Origin of the sequence: Croceivirga radicis (genome assembly GCF_002072105.2) — a bacterium.
Lineage (GTDB): Bacteria > Bacteroidota > Bacteroidia > Flavobacteriales > Flavobacteriaceae > Croceivirga > Croceivirga radicis.
The window spans coordinates 17,361-43,119 of record NZ_MTBC01000004.1; the positions used below are offsets into that span (position 1 = coordinate 17,361).

27 protein-coding genes are annotated in these 25,759 nt (G+C 36.7%); 8 read left to right on the forward strand and 19 right to left on the reverse strand.

Annotation, left to right across the window (positions count from 1 at the left end; all coding sequences use genetic code 11):
* Nucleotides 1–9: 9 nt before the first annotated feature.
* Nucleotides 10–948 carry an EamA family transporter gene (locus BUL40_RS07035; RefSeq protein WP_080318655.1) on the reverse strand — a complete coding sequence of 313 codons (939 nt, stop codon included), beginning with the start codon at nt 946–948 and terminating at the stop codon, nt 10–12.
* A gap of 103 nt (nt 949–1,051) precedes the next feature.
* Between BUL40_RS07035 and BUL40_RS07040 the strand changes: the two genes are divergently transcribed.
* Entirely contained in the window at nt 1,052–1,654 is a 603-nt protein-coding gene (locus tag BUL40_RS07040) for a GntR family transcriptional regulator (RefSeq protein WP_080318656.1), read from the forward strand.
* Between the two features lie 173 nt (nt 1,655–1,827).
* On the opposite strand, the gene BUL40_RS07045 is transcribed toward BUL40_RS07040, so the two are convergent.
* From BUL40_RS07045 to BUL40_RS07095, 11 genes are read right to left on the reverse strand one after another with little or no spacing between them, the layout of a single operon-like run.
* Entirely contained in the window at nt 1,828–2,430 is a 603-nt protein-coding gene (locus BUL40_RS07045) for a nucleotidyltransferase family protein (RefSeq protein WP_080318657.1), read from the reverse strand.
* Nucleotides 2,430–3,437 (reverse strand): XdhC family protein, encoded by a 1,008-nt coding sequence (locus BUL40_RS07050; RefSeq protein WP_080318658.1) that lies wholly within the window; start codon nt 3,435–3,437, stop codon nt 2,430–2,432. Before BUL40_RS07050 ends, BUL40_RS07045 begins: the two co-directional genes overlap by 1 nt.
* Nucleotides 3,438–4,634, reverse strand: coding sequence for a molybdopterin molybdotransferase MoeA (locus tag BUL40_RS07055; protein WP_080318659.1), 1,197 nt, complete (start codon nt 4,632–4,634; stop codon nt 3,438–3,440).
* A 2-nt stretch (nt 4,635–4,636) separates the two neighbouring features.
* Complete coding sequence (locus BUL40_RS07060) at nt 4,637–5,407, reverse strand: sulfite exporter TauE/SafE family protein (RefSeq protein ID WP_080318660.1); 771 nt, start codon at nt 5,405–5,407, stop codon at nt 4,637–4,639.
* Nucleotides 5,394–6,464 carry a HesA/MoeB/ThiF family protein gene (locus BUL40_RS07065; protein ID WP_080318661.1) on the reverse strand — a complete coding sequence of 357 codons (1,071 nt, stop codon included), beginning with the start codon at nt 6,462–6,464 and terminating at the stop codon, nt 5,394–5,396. Before BUL40_RS07065 ends, BUL40_RS07060 begins: the two co-directional genes overlap by 14 nt.
* Nucleotides 6,451–7,044 (reverse strand): NTP transferase domain-containing protein, encoded by a 594-nt coding sequence (locus BUL40_RS07070; protein WP_080318662.1) that lies wholly within the window; start codon nt 7,042–7,044, stop codon nt 6,451–6,453. Before BUL40_RS07070 ends, BUL40_RS07065 begins: the two co-directional genes overlap by 14 nt.
* Nucleotides 7,045–7,054: 10 nt before the next feature.
* On the reverse strand, nt 7,055–8,038 hold the full coding sequence (moaA, locus tag BUL40_RS07075; protein WP_080318663.1) for a GTP 3',8-cyclase MoaA: 984 nt from the start codon (nt 8,036–8,038) through the stop codon (nt 7,055–7,057).
* 9 nt (nt 8,039–8,047) lie between these two features.
* Nucleotides 8,048–8,686, reverse strand: coding sequence for a transglutaminase-like domain-containing protein (locus BUL40_RS07080; protein ID WP_080318664.1), 639 nt, complete (start codon nt 8,684–8,686; stop codon nt 8,048–8,050).
* 6 nt (nt 8,687–8,692) lie between these two features.
* The gene (locus BUL40_RS07085; RefSeq protein WP_080318665.1) at nt 8,693–8,947 is read right to left on the reverse strand and encodes a MoaD/ThiS family protein; all 255 of its coding nucleotides are present in this window, start codon (nt 8,945–8,947) and stop codon (nt 8,693–8,695) included.
* Nucleotides 8,948–8,954: 7 nt separating this feature from the next.
* Nucleotides 8,955–11,189: a xanthine dehydrogenase family protein molybdopterin-binding subunit gene (locus BUL40_RS07090; protein WP_080318666.1), complete on the reverse strand. Its 2,235-nt coding sequence runs from the start codon at nt 11,187–11,189 to the stop codon at nt 8,955–8,957.
* A gap of 18 nt (nt 11,190–11,207) precedes the next feature.
* Nucleotides 11,208–11,669, reverse strand: coding sequence for a (2Fe-2S)-binding protein (locus BUL40_RS07095; RefSeq protein WP_080318667.1), 462 nt, complete (start codon nt 11,667–11,669; stop codon nt 11,208–11,210).
* Between the two features lie 166 nt (nt 11,670–11,835).
* On the opposite strand from BUL40_RS07095, the gene BUL40_RS07100 reads away from it, so the two are divergent.
* The 3 genes from BUL40_RS07100 to BUL40_RS07110 all read left to right on the forward strand — a co-directional run bounded on the left by BUL40_RS07100 (nt 11,836) and on the right by BUL40_RS07110 (nt 14,902).
* Entirely contained in the window at nt 11,836–12,924 is a 1,089-nt protein-coding gene (locus BUL40_RS07100) for a vWA domain-containing protein (protein ID WP_176465459.1), read from the forward strand.
* 139 nt (nt 12,925–13,063) lie between these two features.
* The gene (locus BUL40_RS07105) at nt 13,064–13,885 is read left to right on the forward strand and encodes an OmpA family protein (RefSeq protein ID WP_080318669.1); all 822 of its coding nucleotides are present in this window, start codon (nt 13,064–13,066) and stop codon (nt 13,883–13,885) included.
* A 93-nt stretch (nt 13,886–13,978) separates the two neighbouring features.
* On the forward strand, nt 13,979–14,902 hold the full coding sequence (locus tag BUL40_RS07110) for a 3-keto-disaccharide hydrolase (protein WP_080318670.1): 924 nt from the start codon (nt 13,979–13,981) through the stop codon (nt 14,900–14,902).
* Nucleotides 14,903–14,948: 46 nt separating this feature from the next.
* Here BUL40_RS07110 and BUL40_RS07115 read toward each other — a convergent pair whose 3' ends face one another.
* Both BUL40_RS07115 and BUL40_RS07120 read right to left on the reverse strand, forming a co-directional pair.
* On the reverse strand, nt 14,949–16,433 hold the full coding sequence (locus BUL40_RS07115; protein ID WP_080318671.1) for a M14 family zinc carboxypeptidase: 1,485 nt from the start codon (nt 16,431–16,433) through the stop codon (nt 14,949–14,951).
* Nucleotides 16,430–17,188, reverse strand: a complete 759-nt coding sequence (locus tag BUL40_RS07120; protein WP_080318672.1) for a peptidoglycan recognition protein family protein — start codon at nt 17,186–17,188, stop codon at nt 16,430–16,432. The genes BUL40_RS07115 and BUL40_RS07120 overlap by 4 nt, the downstream gene beginning before the upstream one ends.
* 14 nt (nt 17,189–17,202) lie before the next feature.
* On the opposite strand from BUL40_RS07120, the gene BUL40_RS07125 reads away from it, so the two are divergent.
* Together BUL40_RS07125 and BUL40_RS07130 are read left to right on the forward strand one after the other, a co-directional pair.
* Nucleotides 17,203–18,540, forward strand: coding sequence for a serine hydrolase domain-containing protein (locus tag BUL40_RS07125; RefSeq protein ID WP_080318673.1), 1,338 nt, complete (start codon nt 17,203–17,205; stop codon nt 18,538–18,540).
* A 454-nt stretch (nt 18,541–18,994) separates the two neighbouring features.
* Complete coding sequence (locus BUL40_RS07130) at nt 18,995–19,396, forward strand: hypothetical protein (RefSeq protein ID WP_141239646.1); 402 nt, start codon at nt 18,995–18,997, stop codon at nt 19,394–19,396.
* A gap of 26 nt (nt 19,397–19,422) precedes the next feature.
* On the opposite strand, the gene BUL40_RS07135 is transcribed toward BUL40_RS07130, so the two are convergent.
* From BUL40_RS07135 to BUL40_RS07145, 3 genes are read right to left on the reverse strand one after another with little or no spacing between them, the layout of a single operon-like run.
* Nucleotides 19,423–20,268, reverse strand: a complete 846-nt coding sequence (locus tag BUL40_RS07135) for a 1,4-dihydroxy-2-naphthoyl-CoA synthase (RefSeq protein ID WP_010518854.1) — start codon at nt 20,266–20,268, stop codon at nt 19,423–19,425.
* A gap of 2 nt (nt 20,269–20,270) precedes the next feature.
* Complete coding sequence (locus BUL40_RS07140; protein WP_010518855.1) at nt 20,271–20,630, reverse strand: hypothetical protein; 360 nt, start codon at nt 20,628–20,630, stop codon at nt 20,271–20,273.
* Nucleotides 20,617–21,261, reverse strand: coding sequence for a SatD family protein (locus BUL40_RS07145; protein WP_080318675.1), 645 nt, complete (start codon nt 21,259–21,261; stop codon nt 20,617–20,619). Before BUL40_RS07145 ends, BUL40_RS07140 begins: the two co-directional genes overlap by 14 nt.
* Nucleotides 21,262–21,372: 111 nt before the next feature.
* Here BUL40_RS07145 and BUL40_RS07150 point away from each other — a divergent pair, with 111 nt between their 5' ends.
* Nucleotides 21,373–21,795, forward strand: coding sequence for a GNAT family N-acetyltransferase (locus BUL40_RS07150; RefSeq protein ID WP_244901837.1), 423 nt, complete (start codon nt 21,373–21,375; stop codon nt 21,793–21,795).
* A 108-nt stretch (nt 21,796–21,903) separates the two neighbouring features.
* Nucleotides 21,904–22,737 carry a formate/nitrite transporter family protein gene (locus BUL40_RS07155; protein WP_080318676.1) on the forward strand — a complete coding sequence of 278 codons (834 nt, stop codon included), beginning with the start codon at nt 21,904–21,906 and terminating at the stop codon, nt 22,735–22,737.
* Nucleotides 22,738–22,805: 68 nt separating this feature from the next.
* Here the strand turns inward: BUL40_RS07155 and BUL40_RS07160 are convergent, their stop codons facing one another.
* Both BUL40_RS07160 and BUL40_RS07165 read right to left on the reverse strand, forming a co-directional pair.
* Nucleotides 22,806–24,038 (reverse strand): glycosyltransferase, encoded by a 1,233-nt coding sequence (locus BUL40_RS07160; RefSeq protein WP_080318677.1) that lies wholly within the window; start codon nt 24,036–24,038, stop codon nt 22,806–22,808.
* Complete coding sequence (locus BUL40_RS07165) at nt 24,038–25,549, reverse strand: DEAD/DEAH box helicase (RefSeq protein WP_080318678.1); 1,512 nt, start codon at nt 25,547–25,549, stop codon at nt 24,038–24,040. Before BUL40_RS07165 ends, BUL40_RS07160 begins: the two co-directional genes overlap by 1 nt.
* Between the last annotated feature and the right edge of the window lie 210 nt (nt 25,550–25,759).

The following is a 25,759-nucleotide window of genomic DNA, read 5'->3' on the forward strand; positions in this document are numbered from 1 at the left end:
AAAATGTGCCTAAATTTCACCTTGTTTACGTCTAAACCTAGAAAAAATAACCAACTTCTTTTTGGTGTTGATAAAATACACACCGGTAAGCAAAACAGCAGCGGCTAGTATAGATTGGTTGGTAACAATTTCATCTAAGAAAAACCAGCCTAGGAATAAGGCTACAATTGGGTTTATGTACGTAGATGTAGCTACTTTTTCTGGTGAAACGGTTTTTAACAGGTAATTAAAAGCGGTGAAGGCTATTATACTGCCAAAAAGAACCAAAAGAATCATAACTATTTGGGTTTTACCTGTCCATTGAGTTGGCGAACTCCATTCTTCCTGAAAAATTAGACTCATAAATGCCAATAGAATACCACCTGTAAACATTTGGTAACCTGTATTTACAAAGTAATTTTTAGGTAAATCTGCCTTTCCAACAAAAAGGCTGCCATATGCCCAACTTAGTAAACACGCAAATATCATGATTAACCCAAGAACGCTATTCTCATTTTGGAGCAATTCTTCTTGCCCCACCAAAAGGTAAATCCCTATCATACCAAGACCTACGCCAATAAGGCTCATAGGTACTATTTTTTTACCCTGTAAAATACGCATTAACAAAAGCACTATTAAAGGTTGTATAGAAATTACAAGCGCGGCAAAACCGCTATCTATAAACCGTAAGGCCCAAACTACTACCCCATTGCCAAAACTTAAAAATAGAAATCCGGCTATGACCGTATTTTTAAACTGCCGCATAGATATACCAATAGGCTTGCCCATTAATTTAGCCAGAAGAAAAATGAGGATTCCGGCAGTAACAAATCGAAAAGAGGCTAGCATAAAAGGAGGTAATTCCGTAACCGCTATTTTATTTAACAAGTATGTTGAACCCCAAATAACATAGATTGCAAAAAATGCCAATACTATAAATAGGGTTTGCGGGTTGGAGTCTTTTTTCATGTGCATAAAACAAAGACCAAAGTTATTCTTTTTAACCTTGTAAACGTACTTTTCAATAGAAAGGCAATTTTTTAGTATTTTTAAATCGTATACGATTTTAATTATGTTACGAGACCACGTTAGAGAACACTTATTACACCAAATAGAAAAAGGTAACCTTCAAATGGAACAAACCTTAAATCTAGCTAAAATAGCACGTGAATTAAATTTAAGCGTTACTCCAGTTCGTGAGGCTTTAAGTCAATTAGAGCAAAGCGAAATCGTAGTTTCTGCTCCAAATAGAGGATTTATAATCCCGAATCTTAATCTAAATATTTTACAGGATTTATACCAAACAGTATCCGAATTGGAAGTTTTGGCCTTAGATTCCCTTAAAGAAAGTGTTGCGGCAAATTTTGAGGTGAAAACCACAGTATATACTGTTAAAAATAGACTGGAAATTAATAAGCGATTGCTACAATTAGGGAAAAATAAAGTATTGCAACGTTTGGTTTTAAATTTACACACCAAGATTGGTTTTTATGAAGGTATTTATCTAAAAGATAAATTACTTACCGATTCTTTTTTACAACAATGGGACAGTATACAGAATGCCGTTCTAGAAGAAAATATACCAACCGCCAAATTACTTTTAAAAATGAATTGGATTTCCATTTTGGAATTAATGGAACAACGGGTAATGTTAAATCAAAATGTAAATTTTTAATTCAGAACAATCAACTAGAACACTGAACGTTATGGTTGTATGAAATTTTTGAACGATCAAATAAAGGCAAAGTCAAAAACCAAAAAGAGTTCTTTGGTTAGAAGACAAATTTCTTGTGGTATTTTTCAGGAACTGGATAGCAACAAAAGTAAAGAAGTAAAAAAAATGGACACCTAATTCGGTTTTCCAAATTTTGCATATAGCTTTTCGTAGGTTTCCCTGTCATCTATATCTACCAACTGCTCATTTTCAGGAGTAATTTTGACCAGGTTTTTTTCATAAGTGCAAATCAGTTTTTTAGCCCCTACTCTACCTGTTAAACTTACAAGCGCTGTAAAGTATTTTTTATCAAAAACTGCAGGTACCCCTACCGAGCCAGAATACTTCGTTACACAGATTTTATCTACGTCACAGTTTAAAATTAACTTTTCTAAGTACGTACTCTCCAGTAACGGCTGATCGGCCAAAAGAATTAGAATATTTTGTAGTTCTTGATTCTTACTTAAATAATCTACCCCCATACTAATACTTGTACCCATGCCCTGCATCCACTTGTCATTGATAATATAAGGAACCGATAACGTTAAATCTTTTAATATTACGTTCGCATGAGCTCCCAAAACAACAACAACCGTATCTGATAGGCTTTTAGCTTTATCACAGGCTTGTTCTAACAAGGTACTATTTTTCCATGGTAATAATTGCTTAGGCGCTCCCATACGGCTTGCTTCGCCTGCAGCTAAGATTACCACTCCTGAAAATCGTAATTTACTCATTACAGGTGTATTCTGTCTTTTTTTTGCAGTAAAGGTTTAGCATCTTTTCTACGTATCACTGTCAAAATTTCGGATAGAATGGATAAGCAAATTTCCTCTGGGGTTTCTGCTCCTAAATCCAAACCTGCCGGGCCTTTAATTTGAGCCATAAAATCTTCTGAAATATTAGGTTGCTGTTCCCATAATTCGGCAAAGAGATTTTCTCTTCTCTTTGCAGGACCTAATAATCCAAAATAGGCAGGAAAACAATCTTTAAGTTTTATTAAATAACTCAAATCTTTAGAAAAACTATGAGTCATTAATACTACTGCGGTCTGCTTATCTATACTTACTTCTAAAGCTGCAGCGTCTGTTTCTATAAGTTTAATTGCTCCTGGAAAATCAGAAATATGTTTTGCATCCCTAGGATCTACCACAACTGTGACCTCCCAACCGGTTAAAGTGGCAAATTCAGATAGTTTTACGGCATCGTGCTCCCCACCAATAATTAGCAATCTAAAACAGGGTGCAAGTTTTTGTTTAAAACAATTCAAGTCTTTGGGGTCTACAAGGGTATTTCCTAGAGGAATTTGTTCTTCTGCCAGTACCACGGTGGAACCAAATGCACTATCCTCCTTGAATTCTGGTAAATAATAACTATGTATTTCTAAATAGTCCCTTGATCGTAAGACAGCTTCTATTTTGTGCAATCCTTCTACTGTAGGAGCGAACGGCTCGATTAAAATTTGTAGAATACCTTCACAACCTAAACGGTAACGACCATCATAGGTTATTACCTTAGGTATACCAGTTTTAAAAACACTAACCGCCTGTACTGCAACTTCCTTTTCTATGCACCCACCACTAACGGCACCAACTATTTTACCGTTAGCGGCTAATAACATACGTACCCCAGGCCTTCTATAAGAAGAGCCTTCTAAGCCTACTACACTAGCAAGTACACAGGTAACACCCATAGTGTGTTTTTCTTTGTAAGCGGCTATAATTTTTTTGAATTCGTGTGTCATCTAAATGATTCTTTTAGTAGGTATAAAAGGTACCCAATCTCCTATTTTATGTAAACAATCTGGGGCTAATTCTACAAATCCATTGGCTTTGCATAAACTAGTTAAGTCCCCAGAACCATTGCCTAAAATTAATTTTGCTTCTAGCCTATTTTTAGTTAGGCTAGCATAGCTTCTAACAAAACGGGTAAGCGGAAGGTCGTTATTAAAAGCGTCAACCAATTGTATTTTATGTAATTCTGGTTCTTGATGCAAGCATTTGTATAGCCAGGGTACAAAATAGATATGAAAATTTGCAAATGTAGATGCTGGATTACCTGGAAAAGCAAAAATGGTGGTATTCTCCTTTTTATTTTTACCAAACCAAAACGGTTTGCCCGGGCGCTGTTGTACCCGATGAAACAACTTGGAGGTACCAATGGCTTCTAATATTTCTGGAATATAATCGTATTTACCTTTAGATACCCCACCACTTAAAACCAAAACATCAAACTTAAGTGAAAGGTTTTTTAAAGCTGATTTAAGTTCTTCTGGTTGGTCCTTTAAATGAAAGCGTTCCCAAGAAACTCCCAATTCTTCAAGGGCTGCAGCAATGCTATAGGCATTACTTGTTCTTATTTGATGTGGTTTGGGAGTTGTTTCTACCGCTACCAATTCATTACCGGTAGCTATTATGGCTACTTTTGGCTTTCTATAAACCGCAACTTGTTTTTTACCTACAGAAGCTAAAACACCAATTTCCGCAGGTGATATTCTTAGGCCTTTTTCTAAAACTACACTGCCTCGAGGTTCGTCTGAGCCTTGTTTATGAATATTTTGACCTTGCTTAACTGTTTTTTCAATAATTGCTGTTCCATCTTGTATGTTAAGCTGTTCGTACATGATTACAGTATCCGTACCTAATGGTAACATAGCTCCTGTCATCACTTCTATGGCTTGCAACTTATCATTTAATTCTAATTCTGGTGTGCCTGCTGCCGCTATACCAGTTAATTTAAATTCCCTTTGTCCGCTTTCGTATGCCTCAAACGCTATTGCTATACCATCTTTGGTAACCCGGTTAAATGGCGGAAAATCTCTATCTGTACGTACCGTTTCTGCTAAATACTGACCTACTGCGGTATCTAAGTCTACTTTTATCGCACCAAAATTGGCCGTATTATCCAAAACAATGGCTTTTGCTTCTTCAAAAGGAATCATAATTAGAAATTTAATTGTAGTCCATTAACCCAAACCACACGTATGCCTACTAAAAATACCAATATGGCAGTGATTAAGCGAATTGCCTTGGCAGATAATTTACCCAGACTTATTCTAACTCCCAATTGTCCACCCAAAAAAACGGCTATAAGAAGCCCAATTATATGCGGCCAAAACAAGGATAGCGTATTTGATACCATTAGCCCTCCAAGTCCGGAAATAGAATTTACCCAAATGAAAAAACTGGCCAAAGCGGCAATTACTACCGGTTTATCCCACTTTAAATGATTTAAAAGGGGTGCTAAAAAAATACCACCACCTATACCTACCAAACCCGATAAAAACCCAATTGTGCCCCCTAACGCATAACTCACCCATGATGGGTAATGTTTAGGCTCTGCCTTAAAATTTGCTTTAAGTGTTTGGTATGCCAGGGCCAATGCAGAAACGATTAGGGAACAACCTAAAATAATAAAAAACACATCTTGTGTGAGTTTGAACATAGCGCCTAGAAAAGCAAAAGGAATACTAGCTATTATAAATGGGAGGAATTTCCTTAGAGAAAGATGTCCTTTTTTATAATATAATATACAACTACCCGTAACCACCGTTAAATTGCAGATTAATGCCGTACTTCTAATGGTATAAAAATTGACGAGCACCAGGGTTAACAAGGCCAAATAACTACTACCACCACCAAAACCTACACTAGAATATAAAAGTGCGATTACAAAAAAAAATACTGCCAATAGCATAAAATCAACTATTTCCATAATGATGTAAATAGTGGTTTATGCCTCCAGAAACATTAATAACCTTCGCGTTTGGTTTATGAGCTTTTATTTTTTGATAAGCTGTAGCACTTCTTTTACCAGATTGGCATACCAAATACGTGTAATTAATCGTCGACAATTCGTTTAAACGATTTTGCAACTGACCCAAGGGTACGTTAATTGCATTGGGCAAATGAAAATCCTTAAATTCACTGGGCTCACGAACATCCCATAAATCAAAAGGTGTTTTCAATCTTAAAAATTCCTCAATAGTTATGGTATCTAAATCATTAACACAATCTGGTGTTTCGTAAGCAGCTTTAAGTTGACTAATTTTTGTAGAGCTCGCTTGTCTTTTAAACTGAATGCTTCTAGTTTGTTGGGTAAGACCATCATACAGCAATAGTTTTCCCGTTAGGGGTTCACCAATATCCGTTATCACTTTAATAACCTCTAGAGCTTGTAACGTACCAATTATACCAGGTAGTACTCCCAAAATGCCGTTAACGTTGCAATCTGGAATACTATCCTGTTTTGGTGGATGGGGAAACAAACATCTATATGTAGGTCCGTTTTTGAAGTTAAAAACACTTATTTGTCCTTCAAAACCATGTAAGGCTCCGTAAACAAATGGTTTATTTAATATAACACAGGCATCGTTAATCAAATATCTAGTTCCAAAATTATCCGTAGCATCTACGACAACATCAAATTGTGCAATTATCTCTAAGGCATTTGTGGCATTTAAATAGGTATTGAAAGGGATGAACTTGGTGTTCGTGTTTTGTCCTTGTAACTTTTTTAAACCAACTGCCAATTTAGGCGCTCCCACTTCGTTTTCTGCATACAATACTTGTCTTTGTAGGTTGTGTAGCGCTATAACATCATTTTCTACAATACCAATAGTGCCAACTCCCATTGCATTTAAGTATTGAGCTATTGGTACACCCAGACCTCCTAAACCAACCACTAATACCTTTGCCTGCAGTAGTTTATTTTGATTAATGGCCCCAAAACCAATGAGTGACGTTTGTCTTAAGTACCTAGATGGATTCATTGGCTAGTATGGATTTGGCATGTTCATATTCTGCCAATGTATTAGCGTTAAATAATACCTTATCATGTATGGGAAATACCAACTTTGTATCTGAATTGATTAAAAATTTTCTTGGGCAAGAACTCTGAGCAGCTTCCATATAAGCTATGGCTTCTTTTAATCCTTCAGGCTCCCAAATAGCAACAAGTGGCTCTGGGAGTTTTGTTTTGTGAGTGGCCATGGCCGTGGCAGTTTTTTGGGTATCGCGCTCCTTTTTAAGCAATTTTAAATTTTCAAGATCTATTAAGGGTAAATCACACGCCAAAACCAACCAGCCAGCATCTGGGTGTGCTTTGTGGGCACTTAAAATACCATTAAGAGGGCCTCGGTATTCATTTAAATCTAAAATGCATTTTTCATCAGGATAATCTACTATTTTCTGTTGATCCCCAATACTATAAAATGTACGATCGCAAACCTGTTCTAAAAGTTTATAGAGGTATTTGCTTTGAGGTTCTTTATGATAGTTAATTGACGCTTTATCCGTTCCCATACGGCTACTTTTACCACCGGTCAATACTAGTCCAAATAATTTGTTCATCTGCATTAAATTATCCACCAATTGAAGTCATGGAGTTATCAAACACCGTACTATGTTCTTCCTGCGCTTCAAACCCTGTTTTAGCTCTATTGCCTATAACCTGCTTTAAAATACCGCCGATTTCAGAATTGTTGGCAGTGTTTCGCAAAAATGTTCTTAGGTTGGCCTTTGGTTTTCCGTATAGGCAGGTAATTATATCTCCTGTAGCGGTGATTCTTAATCTATTACAACTGCCACAAAAAGTTCTACTAAAAGATGGTATTATGCCAAAGGTAGCTGTATGCCCTTCTATTTGGTAATTTATAGCAGTAGCGGTGGCTGGTACTTCTAATTTGTTGAAATTTGGATATACGGTACGTATGTGTTCCAAAATGGCTTTATAATTCCATTTAATACTAGAAAACCCTTTAGTACCACCGTTAAAAGGCATTTCTTCTAAAAATCGGATGCTCACCGGGTAATTTTTGAACCAATCTAAAATGGATAGAATGTCTCCTTCGTTTTGGTTTTCTAGCACAATAAAATTAATACGAACATTAAAGCCCTCATTAATTAATTTCACCAAGTTACCATAGACCGTTTCAAATTGCTTTCGCCTGGTAATCCGCTCAAAAGTGGCTTTTTCAATAGCATCTAAGCTTACGTTAATATTGGTAATACCCAATTCTTTTAGTTCTTGTATATAAGGACCTATTAGCGTGGCGTTTGTGGTAATACTTATATCCTTTAGGCCATCAAGATTACTTAAGTACCTAAGCAATTCCATTAAATCTCTTCGCACAAAAGGTTCGCCACCAGTAATTCGTATCTTTTCAATGCCTTGCTCAACAGCAATTAGAGCCACTCGTTTTAACTCATCTATAGAAAGTAGCTTGTCTTTTTTCACAAAGTTGATTCCCTCACTAGGCATGCAGTAATTACACCTAAGGTTACAACGGTCTGTAACCGCAAGTCTTAAGTAATTGATTACCCTATTGTGATTGTCTATCAACATAAAACGAATTTAAAACTTAAATGTGGTTTTATCAGTATCCACGGCAAATACCGTAGGATAGTGTTCTCTAATATTTTCCAACATAAAATTCAGCGGCACATCATCAAAGGTGCCGTAGTCCTCTAAATACTCCATAAACGCCGCACCTTCTTGATTGTACTCTTGAAACATCGAGTCGGTTTCTCCATCAAATTCCAAGGGAGCTACCTTGCACAAGATACATAGTTCTTTGTTAAACGCAGGAGTTGCCTTAACCCAGTTTCCGTTTAAATAAACTTCTGCCATACCATGAGGGGTAAGCACATTGGTGCCAAAACGTTCCGTTAAACGTTCTACTGCTATGTGGTTGGTTACCTTAGCCAATCTTAACCTAGCGGGTATTCCCAATCCCCTTAAAGCAGCTATTAATATGATTGCCTTATCTATACAATGCCCTTTGGTTTTGACCGCCAAATTACTGGCGATATAATGGTTTTTATCTATGCTGATCGTGTAAGGATCATACCTATAACCGTCCCTGACCAATAGGTACACCTGCTTGGCTATTTCAACCGGAGTAAGCCCTTTGTTTTTAAAAGGTTCTATTAGGTCTTGAATTTCCTTGGCGCTATAATTTAAATACGCAGTCTCTTTAAGATATTGTTCCATATAGATTTACCCTCCACTTACAGGAGGTATTAAAGCAATTTCGTCGTATGAATTAATGGGCTCTGTGTCCTTTGCATAATTGTTATTAACGGCAATAGCCAAGGATGTTAGCTTGGCCAATTCTGGATACCCATTAGTTAAAAATCTTCTTAAATCACCTACGGTTTTCAAGGTTTTATTACCTGTAAAATTAGCTGTAGGTATAGATAAGGTTGGGGTGCCAATAATATCTTTGGTTACCCCAAATAGTAATATGGTCATAAATTAATTATCCTATTATTTCTTTTTCTTTTGGTTGAAACAATTCTGGAAATTTGGTGAACGGTTGTTGGTAAAATCGATTGCCCGTTGCCGCTTTTAAGGCATTTGCTATGGCACCGCCCGCTGGTGGTAAGGTTGGTTCACCTAGACCAGTAGGTGCAATCTCATTTTGAATTAAATGTGTTTCCACAATAGGTGCTTCTTTCATTCGTATTAAACGATATGTATCGAAATTGGAAGCGCTAGGTTTGCCATCTTTAAAGCTAAAATCACCATAAAGGGCATGCCCCACCCCATCTACGATACCTCCTTCTATTTGGTTTAATGCGCCCAATGGGTTAACCACTATACCACAATCTACCACACAGGTAACTTTTTTAATTACAGGAATACCATCTTCTATAACAACATCTGCTACTTCTGCAACATGTGTATTATGACAATAATAATTTACAAACCCTTGATAAACATTATCTTTTCTGCCCCAACCAGATTTTTCCACGGCTGTTTCAATTACCTTAATCATTCGTTCGGGCGAATACTGGATACGTTCATCTGCTTCTGGGTTTACCTTTTTAAGTAAATCTAGGCGTAACTGTACGCGGTCTACGTTCATACTTTCCGCCAGTTCATCAAAAAAGCTTTGTTCCGCATAGGCCAAAAAATTTGTGTAGGGTGCACGCCATGCCCCAGTGGTAATATTACTTTTATGACTGGCTACATCCACTTTGTAATTTTCAATGGCTCCGGCGGGGAAAAAATTAGGTATTAATCCGTACATATTAGAATTAATGGCCGCTTCTTTTAAATGGTAGGCGGTAATTTTACCTTCTTTAATTCCTGCCTTTATTCTATACTTAGTGGCCATCCGGTAGATACCATCGTTCATATCATCTTCTCTAGAATAAACCACCTTTACTGGCTTTCTTACCCTATCGGCTATTTCCGCTGCTTCTAAAACAAAATCACCATACAACCTTCTACCAAATCCACCTCCCATTCGGGTCATTTCTAAGGTAACGTCTTCTGGTTTTCGGTCTAACATTGCTGCAACAGCACCCGCTTTCCATGCAGGGGTTTGTATGGGCCCAACTAAATGTACACGTTCATCCGTTACATGGGCATAAAAATTCATAGGTTCCATACAATTGTGCGGCAAAAAGGGCGCTTCATAGGTACGTTCTATTATTTGGTCTGCTTCTGCAAATGCTTTTTCTACGTCTCCGTCTTCGCGCATGGTCGTAAACTCCTTGCCATCTAACAGGGCCAACATGGCATCATCATGTTCTTTGGTATCTTCTAATGGGGTTACCTCTTTCCATTTGGTTTCCAATGCTTTTTTTGCCTTAAATGCCTGCCAAGTACTTTTGGCAAGAATAACCACCTTGTCTGATGTTGAAAGTATTTCTGCTATGTTAGGTTGTGCCGCAATTAGTTTACGCGCTTTTTCACCAATGGTAAAAACATCTACCACTCCGTCCATTTTCTTTACGGATGTGGCATTATAGTCTTCCAGTGCCATACCAAAAGCAGGTGGCCTTGCCATAGCGGCAAACAAAGTGCCTTCAGGTTTATAATCCACACCAAACAAAGGCTTTCCGGTAATTATTTCATCTATATCTACATTAGGAGTATCTGTACCTATTATGGTAAAATCTTTAGGCTTTTTTAAAGTTACCTCTTCTGGTATTGGCAGTTGTGCTGCTGCATTAACCACATCTCCATAACCTAGGGTTTCCTTTGTCTTGTTATTGGTAATAACACCCTCTTTGGCCGTACAGTCGGCAGAATCTATATTCCATTGTGCGGCGGCCGCATTTACCAACATTTGTTTAGCGGTAGCCCCTGTTCTTCTTAAAGGTTCCCAACCATGACGTAAGGATTGACTACCCCCAGCTACCTGCCGTTGGTAATTTACCGTGTCTAGTTTGGCTTGTTGTACATAAACCTTGTCCCAACTTACGTCTAGTTCTTCCGCTATGAGCATGGGCATGGCTGTTTTAACGCCTTGGCCAATCTCTGGATTTGGTGCAAAAATAGTTACCGTACCATCTTCTGCAATCTTTATATAAGCATTAAAGTCTTGATAATCAAGTTTAGATAAGTCCGCCGGTGGTACAAAATTGGATTTTTCTTTACATGCATGGAAAAGATTGAATCCAATTAAAAGACCGCCACCGGCCAAACCAGAAGTACGCATAAAGGCTCTTCTGCTAAAATTCTGTTTTTTTGATGTTGCCATTTTATGGGTTATTTCTGATTAATTCATGTCTTTAGCGGCTTTTTCTACCGCTTTGTAAATTCTATTGTAAGTACCGCAACGGCAAATATTACCATGCATGGCATTTTTAATCTCTTCCGTTGAAGGTGTAGGATTTTGTTCTAAAAACGCGGATGCCGTCATTATTTGTCCAGCTTGGCAATAACCGCATTGCGGCACATCAATTTCTTTCCATGCCTGTTGTACCGGGTGCTCCCCATATTCAGACAAACCCTCTATGGTGCGTATTGCTTTTCCTGATATCATTTCTAAGGTTAACCCACAACTACGCATGGCAATACCGTCTACATGAATGGTGCAGGCCCCACATTGACCAATTCCACAACCAAATTTAGTACCTACCAAATTTAAATGGTCTCTTAAAACCCATAATACCGGTGTGTCTGATGCTACTTCCACGGATTCTTGTTTTCCGTTTACGTTGATTTGATACGTTGGCATAACCTTATTTTTTTTCAAAAGTAAGTTATCAATTTCTAATGAGCTTGGTGCATTTTTAACCCGCTACATATTTAATTTAACTTTTATTTAGCGGTGTAAAATGATAGGGCAGAAAAATTTCTGCACGATTATTGCGTTGTAGTACCTGAACCGAAATATGAAAAAAATGAAAAACTTCTTTAGGCAAATTTCCTGCCTATTTATGCTAGCACTAGCTGTAGCTTGTGGCAATGCAGATGACGATGTCAATTTTAACCTAAACCAGAACGAATTAGGAAAAGGAGAAGAAGTTGACGATTGCTTGAACTTTGGCGAGAACGATTTAATATTGAATATACAGGAAAAATACACCACCCTACCAGGTAAAGTTTCCATTCTATTTAAAGTTAGTGATACAGATGGCAACCCCGTTCCTGGTTTAACTGCCAATAAGTTTACCATTTACGAACAAGGTAGAAACGATGATTGCTTTAATACTATTTCTTCTAGTGAATCTTTTGCTCGTATTTCTCCAAACACCCAGATATTTAGCAATAACACCATATTGGTTTTAGATTTAAGTAATTCCGTGTTACAAGGTAGTTTAGAAGAACTAAAATCCGCATCTACTTCATTTGTGAATAATGTAATGCCGGCTACTCCAACAGATTCTTTTAAAATGGCTATTTATTGGTTTGATGGTGAAGATGAATTACATCTTTTGAATGAACTTACATCATCTGCAACGGAATTAACCACTGCCATTGAAGGTATAACGGCAGATATTAGTAACGACCCTTCAACCGATTTGTATGGGGCCGTATTAAAATCTACCAACATTGCGGAAAACGTTTTAAAGCAAAATACCAGTAGTAGTGTAATTGGAGCAGCCTCTGTGGTATTGTTCACAGATGGTACCGACCAAGCTTCTAGGTATAAAGAGGCAGATGCCATTAAGAAAGTTGAAGATGCCAACCCCAATATTTCCTTTTTTAGTATTGGTCTAGGTGCAGAAATAGACACACAAGTGCTGCAAAGTATAGGTAAAACAGCAAGTGTTGTCGCCGCTAACGCATCTGAACTTGAAGCCACTTTTAATCAAATTTCTGCTAGAGTCTCAGAACAGGCCAATAGTTTCTATTTGTTTGAATATTGTACGCCAAAAAGAGATGGTAGTGGCACTAGTAATTTAGTAATTCGGGTAATTGATGGTTCATTGCAAGGAGCCGTACAAACAGAATTTAGCGCCAATGGATTTACCGGTGGATGCGAATAAATTTTTAAATGATAATCCGCTCTAATAGAGCATTAAAAGCCCGTCTAATTACAGACGGGCTTTTTTTTATATAATCCAAAACGGTATTAAATCCGTACATACCATTGAAAACGATTAATGAACACTTAAAATTTTCAAAATGAAAAAAGTATTGTTTACCGGTCTTGTGGCTTCTGTAGTGCTTACGGGCTGTGTATCTAAAAAGAAGTATGTAGCCTTAGAAGAAAATTTAGCACAGACTCAAAGTCAACTAACCAAGACACAGGTAGAGAAAGAGGAATTAGCCTCTAAACTTTCCAAAATAGAAGCTCGTGTAGCAGAATATAATGCCAAAATCAACTCTTTAAAAGAGGTAAACGATAGCCAGTTCCAAATTAAAGGGAACACGGTAATGAGCAATAGTAATAAAGCTAAGATGGAAGCTACTTTAGCTAAGGTTGATCCTGCTAAACTAGCACAAGCCAAAACTATGGAAGATTCTGTAAACTTAGCTATATCCTATAATCTTAAGAATTCAATTTCTGATGAAAATGATGATATAGACGTTTTTGTAGATAAAACTGTTGTTATGATCAATATTTCTGATAATCTACTTTTTAGAACAGGTAGTTATCGTATAAATGATAAGGCTAACGCCGTTTTAGGTAAACTTGCAGAAGTAATAAATTCTGAACCAAGCATGGAAGTAATGGTAGAAGGCCATACAGATTCTAGATCTATTAACACGGCTGTGGTAGAAGACAACTGGGATTTAAGTGTAAAACGTGCTACTTCTGTTGTACGTACGTTACAAGAAAAATATAACGTAGACCCAACCCAGTTAATAGCTGCCGGTAGAAGTGAGTACCAACCATTGGTAGAAAACACGGATAAGGACAGCATGGCAAAAAATAGAAGAACACGTATTGTAATTATTCCAGATTTGGATAAATTCTTCGCGCTGTTAGATTCTGAGAGCTAGAATAGGAAAACATCACATAAATATTTTCGAAAAAGGAAGGGTAATACCTTCCTTTTTTATTTTGGTTATCTTTCGGGTTAAAAGATATAGACCATGACCAACAAAATTTTGACCTTACTTCTGGTAATACTATCAACCCAAATTGCATCTGCGCAAGAAAACCCACTAGAGGGTAGATGGGATTTAGAAATGGATTTTGAAGGAAAAACACAACCTTCCTGGCTAGAGATAAGACATTCTGGACACGAAACATTTGTTGGACGGTTCGTTTTTGCTTTTGGCAGCGCAAGGCCTATTTCTGAAGTTAAACTAGATGGTACCAGTTTTGAATTTAGTATTCCTAGGCAGTGGGAACCCAAAGGACAAGACATGCATTTTAAGGGTAATTTAAAAAATGGTGCATTAGTTGGTGTTATGACTTATACCAATGGCGACAAAGTAAACTTTACTGGTGTACCGGCACCTACTTTACCGTATAATACTACACCTAGAATAGGAAAAACCATAAAACTATTCAATGGTAAAAATTTAGACGGCTGGCATGCAGACCGAGACCAAAACCAATGGATTGTTGAAAATGGAATTCTAAAAAGCCCTAAAAGTGGTGCTAACTTAATAAGTGACCAAAAGTTTGATGATTTTAAGGCCGTAATTGAGTTTAAATATCCAGCAGAAAGCAATAGCGGTATTTATTTACGTGGCCGATATGAGGTACAAATTGCGGATAACTTTGGTCTTAAACCTAGTGATATTTATTTTGGCGGTATTTATGGGTTTTTAGAACCCAATGAGAATGCGGCCAAAAAAGCAAATGAATGGCAACGATATGAAATTACGTTAATAGGAAACCGTATTACTATCATAGCAAACGGTAAACAAATTATAACAGACCAAACTATTCCTGGTATTACTGGTGGCGCCTTAGATAGTAAAGAGGGTGAGCCCGGAGCTTTTATGATTCAGGGCGACCATGGTCCAGTAGAATTTAGAAAATTTGAAGTAACACCAATTCAATAAAAAAGAGGGCTAAATAGCCCTCTTTTTTGTATTAGATTTTTCAATTCTATTTTATAAGGATACCGTTTCCAGTATTTTGTGATTCCATAGATTTACTTAAATCAATAAGAAATCCGTTAATAACTGCGTGGGTAATTTTGTCATTTTTTGCCAAAAAGAAAGTAGGATTAACCCCAGGTTGCAACCTAAAATCCGATAACCTATAATTTTTAGAAACCAAGTTAATTGGAGACTTAGAAAAGGTTAATTCTTTTGGAATGCTAGTTGCCCTAACATAAGCATTACCTGTTTTCAACAAATCTTTCGCGTTTAGCACAAAGAATTCTTTACCACTAGGCTGTACCTCGGCGGATGCTATTTTTGGAGGTACAATGGTATATCCGGTAGCGTCAAAAGTTTCATAACCGTAAAAAGTAGATAAATCGCCTTGATCTATGATACTACTCTTGTAATAAAAATTATTGTGGTAAACATCGTCTATTTCATTTCTGTAAATACCTAAATCTATAGTATACTCTTTCTCATTTAAAATATAGGTGGCATTTTCTATTTTTAAATCGAACATCTTACGATCATTTCTGGGTATTTCTTCATAAGCTTCTACGGATATATCCTTATAACTTTCATTGGCAATGGTATATAAAGCAGATAAAATGGAAACATAATTGAGCTTACGTATTTCTTGCTTTTCCCGGTCCCCACCATAACCACCAGATTCAATCAGAATTAAACTTGTTCCCCATTTGGCTATGTTGTCTCCAAACGCACGGGGTTCAAAATCATCTCCATATCTACCTACTTGACCGGGTGCATATTTTTGAATTATATTGTTCATATATACAATAACTTTCATGGCATTTGCCCGTACATCATTGATATCTTTTTCATAATTGTATGCGGTTGCCAAATAAGAGATGGTAGCTGGTTTATTGGTGCGTTCTGCGTTATAATACCGGCTCTGGTCATGTAAATTAAATCCAAAATCTGCATTTACGCTATCTCGAATTCGCTTTAAAACTTGACCTTCTGGAGACTGTAGCCTCAAGGCATCCCTGTTTATATCAATACCTAGCGCATTCCTTCGTGTAAATACCTCTGCCCCGTCTGGGTTGAGCATAGGTAAAAAATGCAAGGTTAGTTTACTAAGAATGGCTTTCTTTTCTGCCTTAAAGGCATCTCCATTCAAGAAATTAAAAATATCAAAAATGGCTTGGGTAGCCGTTGGCTCATCTCCATGCATTTGACTCCAAAGAAAAACATTAACCGGACCTTCTCCAATACTTATTAAACGTAAATCTCTCCCCTCTATGGATTCTCCAACCTTTTTAACTGTGTACCTAGAATTCGTTTTTAAGTTGTTGATCAACGGTTGTAATTGATGGTGCTTTATTCTTCTTTTATCTAGTGACTTTTCCTTGTAATCATTATAAGTACCGTATAAACTTTCAGTTAAATCTTGAGCATAAAAATTAGACTGCCACAGCAAACAAATTAAGAAAGCATAAAAGATATTACTCTTTGGTTTAATCATTTAGGTAATGGTTTAAAATTTAAGGCCTTTGTAGCCCTGCGTAAATTAGTCATAAAATCTTTTCCTGGGTCTGTTTTAATGGTACGGTAATCCTGGTCTACCTCTAACCAAAGTGGATGACCTTCAAAAAAAGTATATTCATAATGTCCAATAAGATAATCTAATGGATATTTATTTTTTAAATAGGTAATTAAATCAATATTCGCTTTTAATTGTTTCTTGGTCAAGGGTTTGTTTTTGGTACCTCCTACATTTTCAATACCAATGGCACAATGGTTTAAACCAATTACATGCCTTGCCATATATGTTTCTGGCATTAAACGATAGATTGTACCATCTTGGTCTATTAAAAACTGACTAGACACATTTAAATTTCCTGCACTGGTAATATCATCTCTAGAGCTAGGTAGTGTGTTGGTTTTAAAAGCGTTAAAAGAACCTTCTAAAGTAGGTATGGCCGTCCAATGTACTACAATCATTTTTGGTATTATGGTAATATGCTCTTGTTCTAACCCATAATGCTGTTTTAAATAAGACTGTGTCAAAGCTATACGGCTTTTATCAAAATCTATTGGCTTATCAATAATCTTGGCGCCCGTTGCACAACCCATTAGTAAAAAACCAAACAATATTACCCAAACTCTATGCATAATTCTAAAGTAAACTATTCTTGAACCAGAACCAAAAAACAATGCACAACCCTTTTGTAATTGCATTCTTCTACCTTGCTTATAAATGGTATATTTAGTGTACATTAAAAATCAAGTTTATGAAATGGTTTAAAAGAATTGCCCTTTTACTACTGGTATTTATAGGTATAGTCTTCTATGTAAACCATAAAAAACTAACTATGATTTCTGGCTATGCTGCTAAGTATATGGTATCTAGTGTATTGATTGCCAACCATGTGCCAGATAGTGTAAAAGCTATTGATCTAGACGCACCTTTAATAAAATTAGCAGATGTCAACTACAATCATTCTAAAAAAGAAGCGACGGCAAATGTATATGGCTTACAGAACCGGAAGGCCATATTTAGAACTGGTTTAGGCGGAGCACTAGTACCTGATGATTTTAAATCTTCCAAAACATATATAAGACCAAACAGAAACCAGCATTTTGATTCTATTGCTTATCCATATGGTCATTTACCACCCAAGGATAGCACATTTAAGGAAATAGATTACGACCAACTGAGTATGGCCATGGCACAGGTCTTTTCAGACCCGGAAATTCAAAAAACAAGAACGGCATTAGTATTGTACAAAGGACATTTGATCGCAGAACGTTATGCAGATGGTTTTAATGCGAACACCCCTATTTTAGGTTGGTCTATGACCAAAAGTTTGCTTGCCACCTGTTTTGGTATTCTAGAGCACCAAGGTAAGATTGAAGTGAATTGGCCAGCACCAATTACGGAATGGAAAGATGACACCCGAAAAAACATAACCTTAAACCACTTATTACGAATGCAAAGCGGTTTGGCCTGGGAGGAAGATTACACCAAAATATCTGATGTTACCCAAATGTTGTTTCTAGATAATGATATGACAATTGCACAAAAAAATAAAGAAGCTATTGCAAAGCCAGGCGAAATTTGGAACTATTCTTCTGGGACTACCAATTTATTATCTGGTATTTTACGGCAACAGTTTAGAAATTACCAAGATTATTTGGATTTTCCTTACGCGGAATTTTTAGATAAAATTGGTGCACATAGTTTTTTAATTGAAACCGATTTGGCTGGTAATTTTGTAGGTTCCTCTTATGGCTGGGCCAGTACAAGAGATTGGGCACGTGTTGGGCAATTGTATTTAGATAACGGAGTTTGGAATGGAGAAGAACTCTTTGATAAAAATTGGATAACGTACATAACCAGACCAACGGCAAATTCCAATGGTACTTATGGTGGTCAATTTTGGCTAAATAGCAAAGGAGATTACCCAGATGTTCCAAAAGATTTATATTCGATGAATGGTTACCAAGGGCAACATGTATACATTATTCCATCTAAAAATTTGGTAATCGTTAGAACCGGTTTGGCCGAAAGGCCAGATTATGATGCCAATGCTTTTCTAAGTATGGTGGCTGCCGCAGTGGTAGAATAAGCATATAACAGTATTTCATAAACATACCACAGTTTACAGGGCTTACACAACAATATTTTCTTTTATGAGAACAAGCAATATACATTTACAACGTAATAAACAAAGAAGTAAATTTTTTCATTTTCATATAGTGTTCTCGTAAAAGGGCCTTCGTCATCTGACAAGGCTCTTTTCAATTTAAATGGGTTCTTAAGAGGCTACAAACAGAATTTTTGAACTTCACCACAATTTAAAGGCACTTTACAACAATAATTTCAGATTAGCTTCCTTGCCTACTACATTTACAACGTATTAAATAAGAAAAACAAAATTTTCATTTTCATATAGTGTTCTCGTAAAAGGGCCTTCGTCATCTGACAAGGCTCTTTTCAATTTTAACCTACTCCCAATATTACTATGTGACTTCTCTTCCCTTTTTGTGTCTTAATTGTGTATAACGATAACACTTTTATAGATGATAAGGAATATACTTTTATTAGCAATAGGATTCATGGGGTTTATGCAGGTTACTGCACAAACCACTACTTCACCTGTAGTTACGGACCAGGTAACCATAGAAACGTCTGAAAACATAATCAAAGAGCGCGAAAAGGCGATAAAGGCGGAACAAAAAGCTGCCAAACAGGCGGAAAAAGCCCTTAAAAAACAACAAAGTGCAGAGAAAAAGCTTTTAAAAGCTCAAAAAAAGGTACGTTCTAATGAAAGACGCATTGCCAAGTTGAGAAATAAATTAAAAATGGCAGAAGAATTGGAACCTGTAAAAAAAGAAAAGCTAGAATACCAACTAGCTAAGGCTGAAAAAGAATTAGAAGGCAATCAAAAAAAATTAAATAAAACCCGTTCCAAACTTTATTAAGGAACGGGTTTCCTTTTTTTGTTGTATTAGGGAATCCATTTATTTTCACCAAAGTTAGGCTTACGTTTTTCTAAGAAAGCATTTCTTCCCTCTTTGGCTTCTTCCGTCATATAGGCCAAACGGGTAGCTTCTCCTGCAAATACTTGCTGGCCAACCATGCCATCATCCGTTAAGTTCATGGCAAACTTCAACATTTTTATAGATGTAGGCGATTTAGCCAATACTTCTTGTGCCCATTGATAAGCAGTTGCTTCTAGTTCATCATGGGGTATTACTGCATTTACCATTCCCATTTCGTAGGCTTCTTGCGCCGAGTAATTTCTACCTAAAAAGAAAATTTCACGCGCCTTCTTTTGGCCCACCATTTTGGCCAAATAGGCAGAGCCATATCCGCCATCAAAGCTTGTTACATCGGCATCTGTCTGCTTAAAAATAGCGTGTTCCTTACTTGCTAGCGTCATATCGCACACAACGTGCAGACTGTGGCCACCGCCAACGGCCCAACCAGGTACAACGGCTATAACTACTTTAGGCATAAAGCGTATTAAACGTTGTACCTCTAGTATGTTTAACCTGTGGTAACCATCTTCACCTACATAGCCTTTATGTCCCCTAGCCTTTTGGTCGCCACCGCTACAAAATGCCCATTTACCATCTTTGGTAGATGGTCCTTCGCCAGAGAGTAAAACTACGCCAATAGAAGTGTCTTCTTGTGCGTCATAAAATGCCTTATACAATTCCGCCGTGGTTTTTGGTCTAAATGCGTTACGTACATTAGGTCTATTAAAGGCAATACGTGCCACACCATCGCACTTTTTATAGGTAATGTCTTCAAATTCTATGGCCGTTTGCCAATTGGGTGTATTATCCATTGTTATAAATTAATTTTTATAAAAGGTTTAAAAAGTAGGAATGCCAATACCGCAGCTGCAATAGAGATAAAATTTCCTACTATAAAATAATCATTATTTACTTTGGCCTCTTTATCACTGTCCAAACGGGTCCCTAATTTAATAGCACCAAAAAGAATCAAGGCAGAACCTTGAAAACCAGTTAGCAATAAAAAAGTTAAAAATACACGCTCTAAAAAGCCTTTGAGCCAAGAGGTACTTTTTTGCCCTATACTTTTTCTGCTGTTCTTAGGGTCTAACCATTTAGATACCGCATAGAAGATAATGAGCAAAAAGACTTCTATAATTACATAGTATAAGATGTGAAATTTAAGTTCGCTCATTTGCTATGATATTTAAAATCAATTTTTTTACCGTTTCGTAGGCCTCAATTTGTAAAGAATTGTACTTTTTCCAAGCTCCAGAACGTGTTTTGTACAATCCTATTTCTTGTAATTTTTTATAATCCTTATGGGTTAAAAATGCGGAAATAATTTTAGATTCACTGCTTTTCCACCCTGTTTTTATATTCTGGTACAAATATAAACTCAGTTGTAGTTGCATGTCTGTATACGATTGCAATTGTACATAATAATGGGGTTCCATGTCTTTGAGCGATTCTAAACCTTCTCTGGCCCGCGTTAAACCACTACCATACATCTCATGAGCTATTTTAGGGTTTATAGGTGTTTCTATTTCACCATAGACCAGTGCATAGCGTAATTTAAAAGGATAGCCCAATGCCAACAATTGTTCGTCTAAATAAAATAGAAGAGCAAATAATGTATTTTTATTAGCTACCACTCCTTGAAACTCGTCTCCTAGCGTTATGGTCAAGGGCGATAAAATAGCATCCGAAAAAGTAGAATTGGCCTGTTTTATGAGCGATTTAAACGCCTCCATAAAACCTTTATCTTTAGTAATGGAGCGGCTATCGATAACATCTGCCATAATTATGTAATACTGCTCTGCCATATTTTCCTATTATTGGAAATTATAAGTAATATTTCTTATAAACGGAAACAATATACAAAATTTCCTTAATATGGAAATAAAAAATAACAGAAAGCCAGTATCTTTAACCCAGTGAAAACTGAAATCCATATTAAACCTATCCATTACACCAAAACATGGCCTATAAGGCATAGCGTAATGTGGCCCAACCAGTCCATAGAATTTATAAAACTAGAAAAAGACGCAGAAGGTTCGCATTTGGGGTTATTTGTAGGAGAACACTTAACCAGCATCATTTCTTTGTTCCAAACCCAAGAGGGGGTGCAATTTAGAAAGTTCGCCACACTAACCGAAGCCCAAGGAAAAGGATACGGCACCCAATTGTTAACCGAAGTATTTAAGAGGTACTCTAATGGTTCCGTTTCTCGTATTTGGTGCAATGCACGCGTTGAAAAGGCTAAGTACTACGAGCGTTTTGGTCTGCAAAGAACCAATAAAACCTATAGAAAAGGTGGTATAGCGTTTGTAGTGATGGAGAAATTGTTTTGTTCATAAACCAAGCTCTTAATACTGCATAAATTATACTAAACAGTATGGGTAAAAGCACCTAAAAACACCAATTCAGTTAATCCAAGATATTTAAATCTAGTAATTTGCGTGGCTATGGCAGAAAAAGAAGAACTGGATAAAAAAATTGAGGAGGTGCATGAAAATGCGAACCAAGAGCAGGTAAAAACTGAAGAAGCTATCTTGGTAGACCAACTTTGCGAAGGCTTGGAGACCTATAAAAATAAAAAGACCAATGTTTTTATTAGTGCCTTAATCGCCGGATTAGAAATCGGGTTTAGTTTTTTACTCTTGGCCATTTTACACCATTTGTTAAAAGGTAAAGTCTCAGAAGACCTTCTGTTTCCTCTTTTGGCGTTTGCCTATCCTGTGGGATTTATAATTGTAGTTCTTGGAAAATCTATATTGTTTACCGAACAAACTTCGTTGCTTACCCTTCCTGTTTTACACAAAAGACGTTCCGTAAAAGAACTATTACAATTATGGGGTATTGTTATTCTTGGGAATTTATTAGGTGGATATATTTTTGCCTTTCTAGGCGGCCATACTGGGCTATCTTTAGAGATTATAACCATAGAAAGCATAGAAGAAATTGCACATCACGTTTCAAAATCGGGACCGCTATTGACCTTAGGTAGTGCTATTTTCGCGGGATGGCTTATGGCCGTATTATCTTGGCTTTTAAGTTCTTCTAGAGATACCATTAGTCGAATTGTTATTATCTATTTAATAACCTTTACAGTAGGTTTTGCTGGTTTTCACCATAGCATTGTAGGAAATATTGAGGTATTTGCAGGACTTATTTTTACGCAAAAGGTTTCTATAAGCGATTACCTGGGTTTTCAAGGTCTAGCCCTACTGGGTAATGCCATAGGTGGTGTAGTGTTTGTAGCGGGTTTACGTTACCGTGCTTTTGCCTCTAATTTTTAGATGCATTCAAAGAACAATTATATAAACTAGGATTTAAACTGTGTCTTCAGTAAAGAAAGCAGAAAGCTCTAATGGTTTCCTTTATTTTTTTCCGTAATCCACTTTCCCATATATTTAGTTGCATTTAAGCTATTGGAATGCAAAAGATTCCCTATTATATTTTTAGCACGATGCGAGACGATATTCTCTTGAATATTATGGAGAGTGTTTAGGAACTTTTGTGATTGTAAAGCTTTATCAAAATGATTTTTTAAAAACTGAAATCCTTTTTCTTGCGCTTCTTTCCAGAGCTTTTCATCTTGATAAAAGCGTATGGTTTCATCAACAAATTCTTTTAGAGTATTTGCTACAACCCCCGGCCAATTATTAGGGTCACCCATACCTTCTATTCCTATCTTCGTGGTAACGCTAGGCGTTCCGCATTCCATTCCTAAACTTAATTTACCCTTAATTCCCGCTCCAAACCGCAATGGTGCCAATACCAAACGTGCCTGTTGTACTTTGTCTTTTAAATCTTTTACCCAACCATGTACCATAAAACCTTCTTTTGGATTATGCCATTCTTTCACCTGTTGCGGTAAGTATGCCCCGTACACGTGCAATTTTGTGTCTTTGGGTAATTTTTGGCGTAACAGAGGCCAAATCTCATGTTTTAAATAGGTAATGCTATCTACATTTGGTGCATGTTTTCCATTACCAAAGGTGATTAAATCTTTACGCCTATCATAAACTGGTTTTTCTTGCGTCCGTGGATTTAATAAAAAGGGCAAATGCAGAAGATAGTCTGGTTGTATACCTATCTCTTGCTGTAAAAGCTGCATTTCGTACTCTGAGACAAGCAGGGTTAAATCACAGCGATAAATACTACCAATTTCTCGTTGCGTTTTTGGATGGGTGTACCAATCTTGTAATTTAAATGGATTCTTCTTTTTATGCGCTATTTGCCGTGCTTCACGCAAAGAATGTAAATCTTCCGTATTTAGAATCCGCAAGGCATCTGGGCACTGTTCCCGTACTCGCCAACCAAATTGTTCTTCCAACATATAACGGTCAAAAACAACTACATGAGGATTTAGCTGCTGTAAATAACTATCAAATGTATCACTGTTTAATGCAATTGCTTGGTAATGCACACCAAGTGCTTCTAAGTTGGCAGAGTATTCGGTTTTGGCAGCGGTGGTGGCAAAATGTACTTCAAAATTGTGGGTTAAAAACAACTCCAATAGTTGCATCATACGCTCACCAGCCGCTGTGGTATCGGGTTCTGGCCAAACATATCCTACAATCAATATTTTATCCATTACATACGTTGCGCAAACTTCTTAGAAATACTAGAACGCAATTTACGCTCGTAGTCTTCTTCTAACCACTCTTTATAATTCTTGGTATTGTTCATGATGCAGTAGGAATATTGGCGCACTCGAAATTGAATCTCATCTTTTAACTCTTTGGCCAAAATGCGAGCATCAAACACATCTTCAGAATTTTCTACGCAGATCTGAGCGTGTTGTTCAATACTACGTTCTAGGACTATTTTAGATTTTAGGCCTTCGGCAAAAACTTTTTTGTATTCCGCTTTAATATCAAACTTAATATTTTCAGAATTCTTGAACTTGGCTCTTAATTCATCTGGCATTTGATAAACAAATTCCCGTTCAATATCTTCATCGTTCTTGATATTTTCTAAATAAAAATCTGGAAAGTGAAAGATTTCTTGCCAATCTATAGGTTCGTCCCAGGGGCCAAAACGAGCTATATTGTTACCCAAATCCACCACGTTGAATGATTCTTTGTTCTTATACGTTCTAGATCCCCTACCAATCATTTGAAAATATAAAGTCAATGATCGGGTTGCACGATTTAAAATAATGGTTTCTACAGAAGGTTCGTCAAAACCTGTGGTTAGGATACTTACGGAGGACAAAATAGCGTCTGGTGTTTTATGAAACCATTCTAATATTTCTTTACGCTCTGTGGCCGTGTTACGGTTATCTAAATGCCTTACATTATAACCTGCTTTTTTAAAGGTTTCATAAACATAATAAGAGGTATTGATACCGTTGTTGAAAATAAGTGTTTTGGTTCCCTTCCCTATTTCCTCATAAGCAGCAAGTAATTTACCAAGCATGCTATGGTTACCATAGAATTCCTCAGAAGATTTAACGGTGTAGTCTCCGTTCATACCTAGTTTCAAGGTCCTAAGGCTTACGTCATAATTATACAGGTTAGCTTTGGCCAAAAAACCATCCTCTATTAAAGATTTGATACTCTTACCTACAATCAACTTTTTATAGTTGTCTTTCATAGGTAATTTAATGTTGCTACTTAGTGGCGTTGCGGTAACACCTAAGATATTTGCTTTTTCAAAGAATTTAAAAAGCTTTCTAAAACTATTGTAGTGGGCTTCATCAATAATTACAAGACCAACGTTCTCTAACTTAATTTTATCTTCCTGTAGCCTATTGTTCAAGGTTTCTACCATGGCCACAAAACATTTGTATTTGTCTTGGTCCGTTAATTCTTTAACCTCGCTATTAATAATCTTGTTGCTAACCCCAAAGCCCTTAAGCATTTTAGAGGTTTGCCCGCTCAATTCTATTCTATGGGTAAGTACAACTACCTTTTTTCCGGTCTGTTCTATGTATCTTCTGGTAATTTCAGAAAATACAACGGTTTTACCACCACCAGTTGGTAATTGGTAAAGCATGTTGCTTCCTTCTGGCATTTTATCCAACTCGGCAAAAATCTTTTTAAGATCGGCCAATTGGTAATCGTATAAGTTCTTTTTGGCAACTTCTTTTTGTAACTCCAAAATCTATTTATGGTTTAGGCGATTTTTAAAAAACCCTACAAAATTAGCAGATTTTTGCCCCGGTAAAAAGAAAAACAACCGCTTTCCTTGGTAAAAATTGATATCTGTCTGAAAACCCATGATTTAGCACTCTTGGTAAATTTTGGAAAACATTACCATTTGCCATTTGGAAAAACGGGCTAAAAAGCCTATAATGAGTACTTATATACA

Excerpts from the sequence above, each read along its gene's own strand:
- BUL40_RS07035 (WP_080318655.1), bottom strand. The coding sequence starts at position 948 with ATGAAAAAAGACTCCAACCCGCAAACCCTATTTATAGTATTGGCATTT.
- BUL40_RS07040 (WP_080318656.1), top strand. The coding sequence starts at position 1,052 with ATGTTACGAGACCACGTTAGAGAACACTTATTACACCAAATAGAAAAA.
- BUL40_RS07045 (WP_080318657.1), bottom strand. The coding sequence starts at position 2,430 with ATGAGTAAATTACGATTTTCAGGAGTGGTAATCTTAGCTGCAGGCGAA.
- BUL40_RS07050 (WP_080318658.1), bottom strand. The coding sequence starts at position 3,437 with ATGACACACGAATTCAAAAAAATTATAGCCGCTTACAAAGAAAAACAC.
- BUL40_RS07055 (WP_080318659.1), bottom strand. The coding sequence starts at position 4,634 with ATGATTCCTTTTGAAGAAGCAAAAGCCATTGTTTTGGATAATACGGCC.
- BUL40_RS07060 (WP_080318660.1), bottom strand. The coding sequence starts at position 5,407 with ATGGAAATAGTTGATTTTATGCTATTGGCAGTATTTTTTTTTGTAATC.
- BUL40_RS07065 (WP_080318661.1), bottom strand. The coding sequence starts at position 6,464 with ATGAATCCATCTAGGTACTTAAGACAAACGTCACTCATTGGTTTTGGG.
- BUL40_RS07070 (WP_080318662.1), bottom strand. The coding sequence starts at position 7,044 with ATGAACAAATTATTTGGACTAGTATTGACCGGTGGTAAAAGTAGCCGT.
- moaA (WP_080318663.1), bottom strand. The coding sequence starts at position 8,038 with ATGTTGATAGACAATCACAATAGGGTAATCAATTACTTAAGACTTGCG.
- BUL40_RS07080 (WP_080318664.1), bottom strand. The coding sequence starts at position 8,686 with ATGGAACAATATCTTAAAGAGACTGCGTATTTAAATTATAGCGCCAAG.
- BUL40_RS07085 (WP_080318665.1), bottom strand. The coding sequence starts at position 8,947 with ATGACCATATTACTATTTGGGGTAACCAAAGATATTATTGGCACCCCA.
- BUL40_RS07090 (WP_080318666.1), bottom strand. The coding sequence starts at position 11,189 with ATGGCAACATCAAAAAAACAGAATTTTAGCAGAAGAGCCTTTATGCGT.
- BUL40_RS07095 (WP_080318667.1), bottom strand. The coding sequence starts at position 11,669 with ATGCCAACGTATCAAATCAACGTAAACGGAAAACAAGAATCCGTGGAA.
- BUL40_RS07100 (WP_176465459.1), top strand. The coding sequence starts at position 11,836 with ATGAAAAACTTCTTTAGGCAAATTTCCTGCCTATTTATGCTAGCACTA.
- BUL40_RS07105 (WP_080318669.1), top strand. The coding sequence starts at position 13,064 with ATGAAAAAAGTATTGTTTACCGGTCTTGTGGCTTCTGTAGTGCTTACG.
- BUL40_RS07110 (WP_080318670.1), top strand. The coding sequence starts at position 13,979 with ATGACCAACAAAATTTTGACCTTACTTCTGGTAATACTATCAACCCAA.
- BUL40_RS07115 (WP_080318671.1), bottom strand. The coding sequence starts at position 16,433 with ATGATTAAACCAAAGAGTAATATCTTTTATGCTTTCTTAATTTGTTTG.
- BUL40_RS07120 (WP_080318672.1), bottom strand. The coding sequence starts at position 17,188 with ATGTACACTAAATATACCATTTATAAGCAAGGTAGAAGAATGCAATTA.
- BUL40_RS07125 (WP_080318673.1), top strand. The coding sequence starts at position 17,203 with ATGAAATGGTTTAAAAGAATTGCCCTTTTACTACTGGTATTTATAGGT.
- BUL40_RS07130 (WP_141239646.1), top strand. The coding sequence starts at position 18,995 with ATGATAAGGAATATACTTTTATTAGCAATAGGATTCATGGGGTTTATG.
- BUL40_RS07135 (WP_010518854.1), bottom strand. The coding sequence starts at position 20,268 with ATGGATAATACACCCAATTGGCAAACGGCCATAGAATTTGAAGACATT.
- BUL40_RS07140 (WP_010518855.1), bottom strand. The coding sequence starts at position 20,630 with ATGAGCGAACTTAAATTTCACATCTTATACTATGTAATTATAGAAGTC.
- BUL40_RS07145 (WP_080318675.1), bottom strand. The coding sequence starts at position 21,261 with ATGGCAGAGCAGTATTACATAATTATGGCAGATGTTATCGATAGCCGC.
- BUL40_RS07155 (WP_080318676.1), top strand. The coding sequence starts at position 21,904 with ATGGCAGAAAAAGAAGAACTGGATAAAAAAATTGAGGAGGTGCATGAA.
- BUL40_RS07160 (WP_080318677.1), bottom strand. The coding sequence starts at position 24,038 with ATGGATAAAATATTGATTGTAGGATATGTTTGGCCAGAACCCGATACC.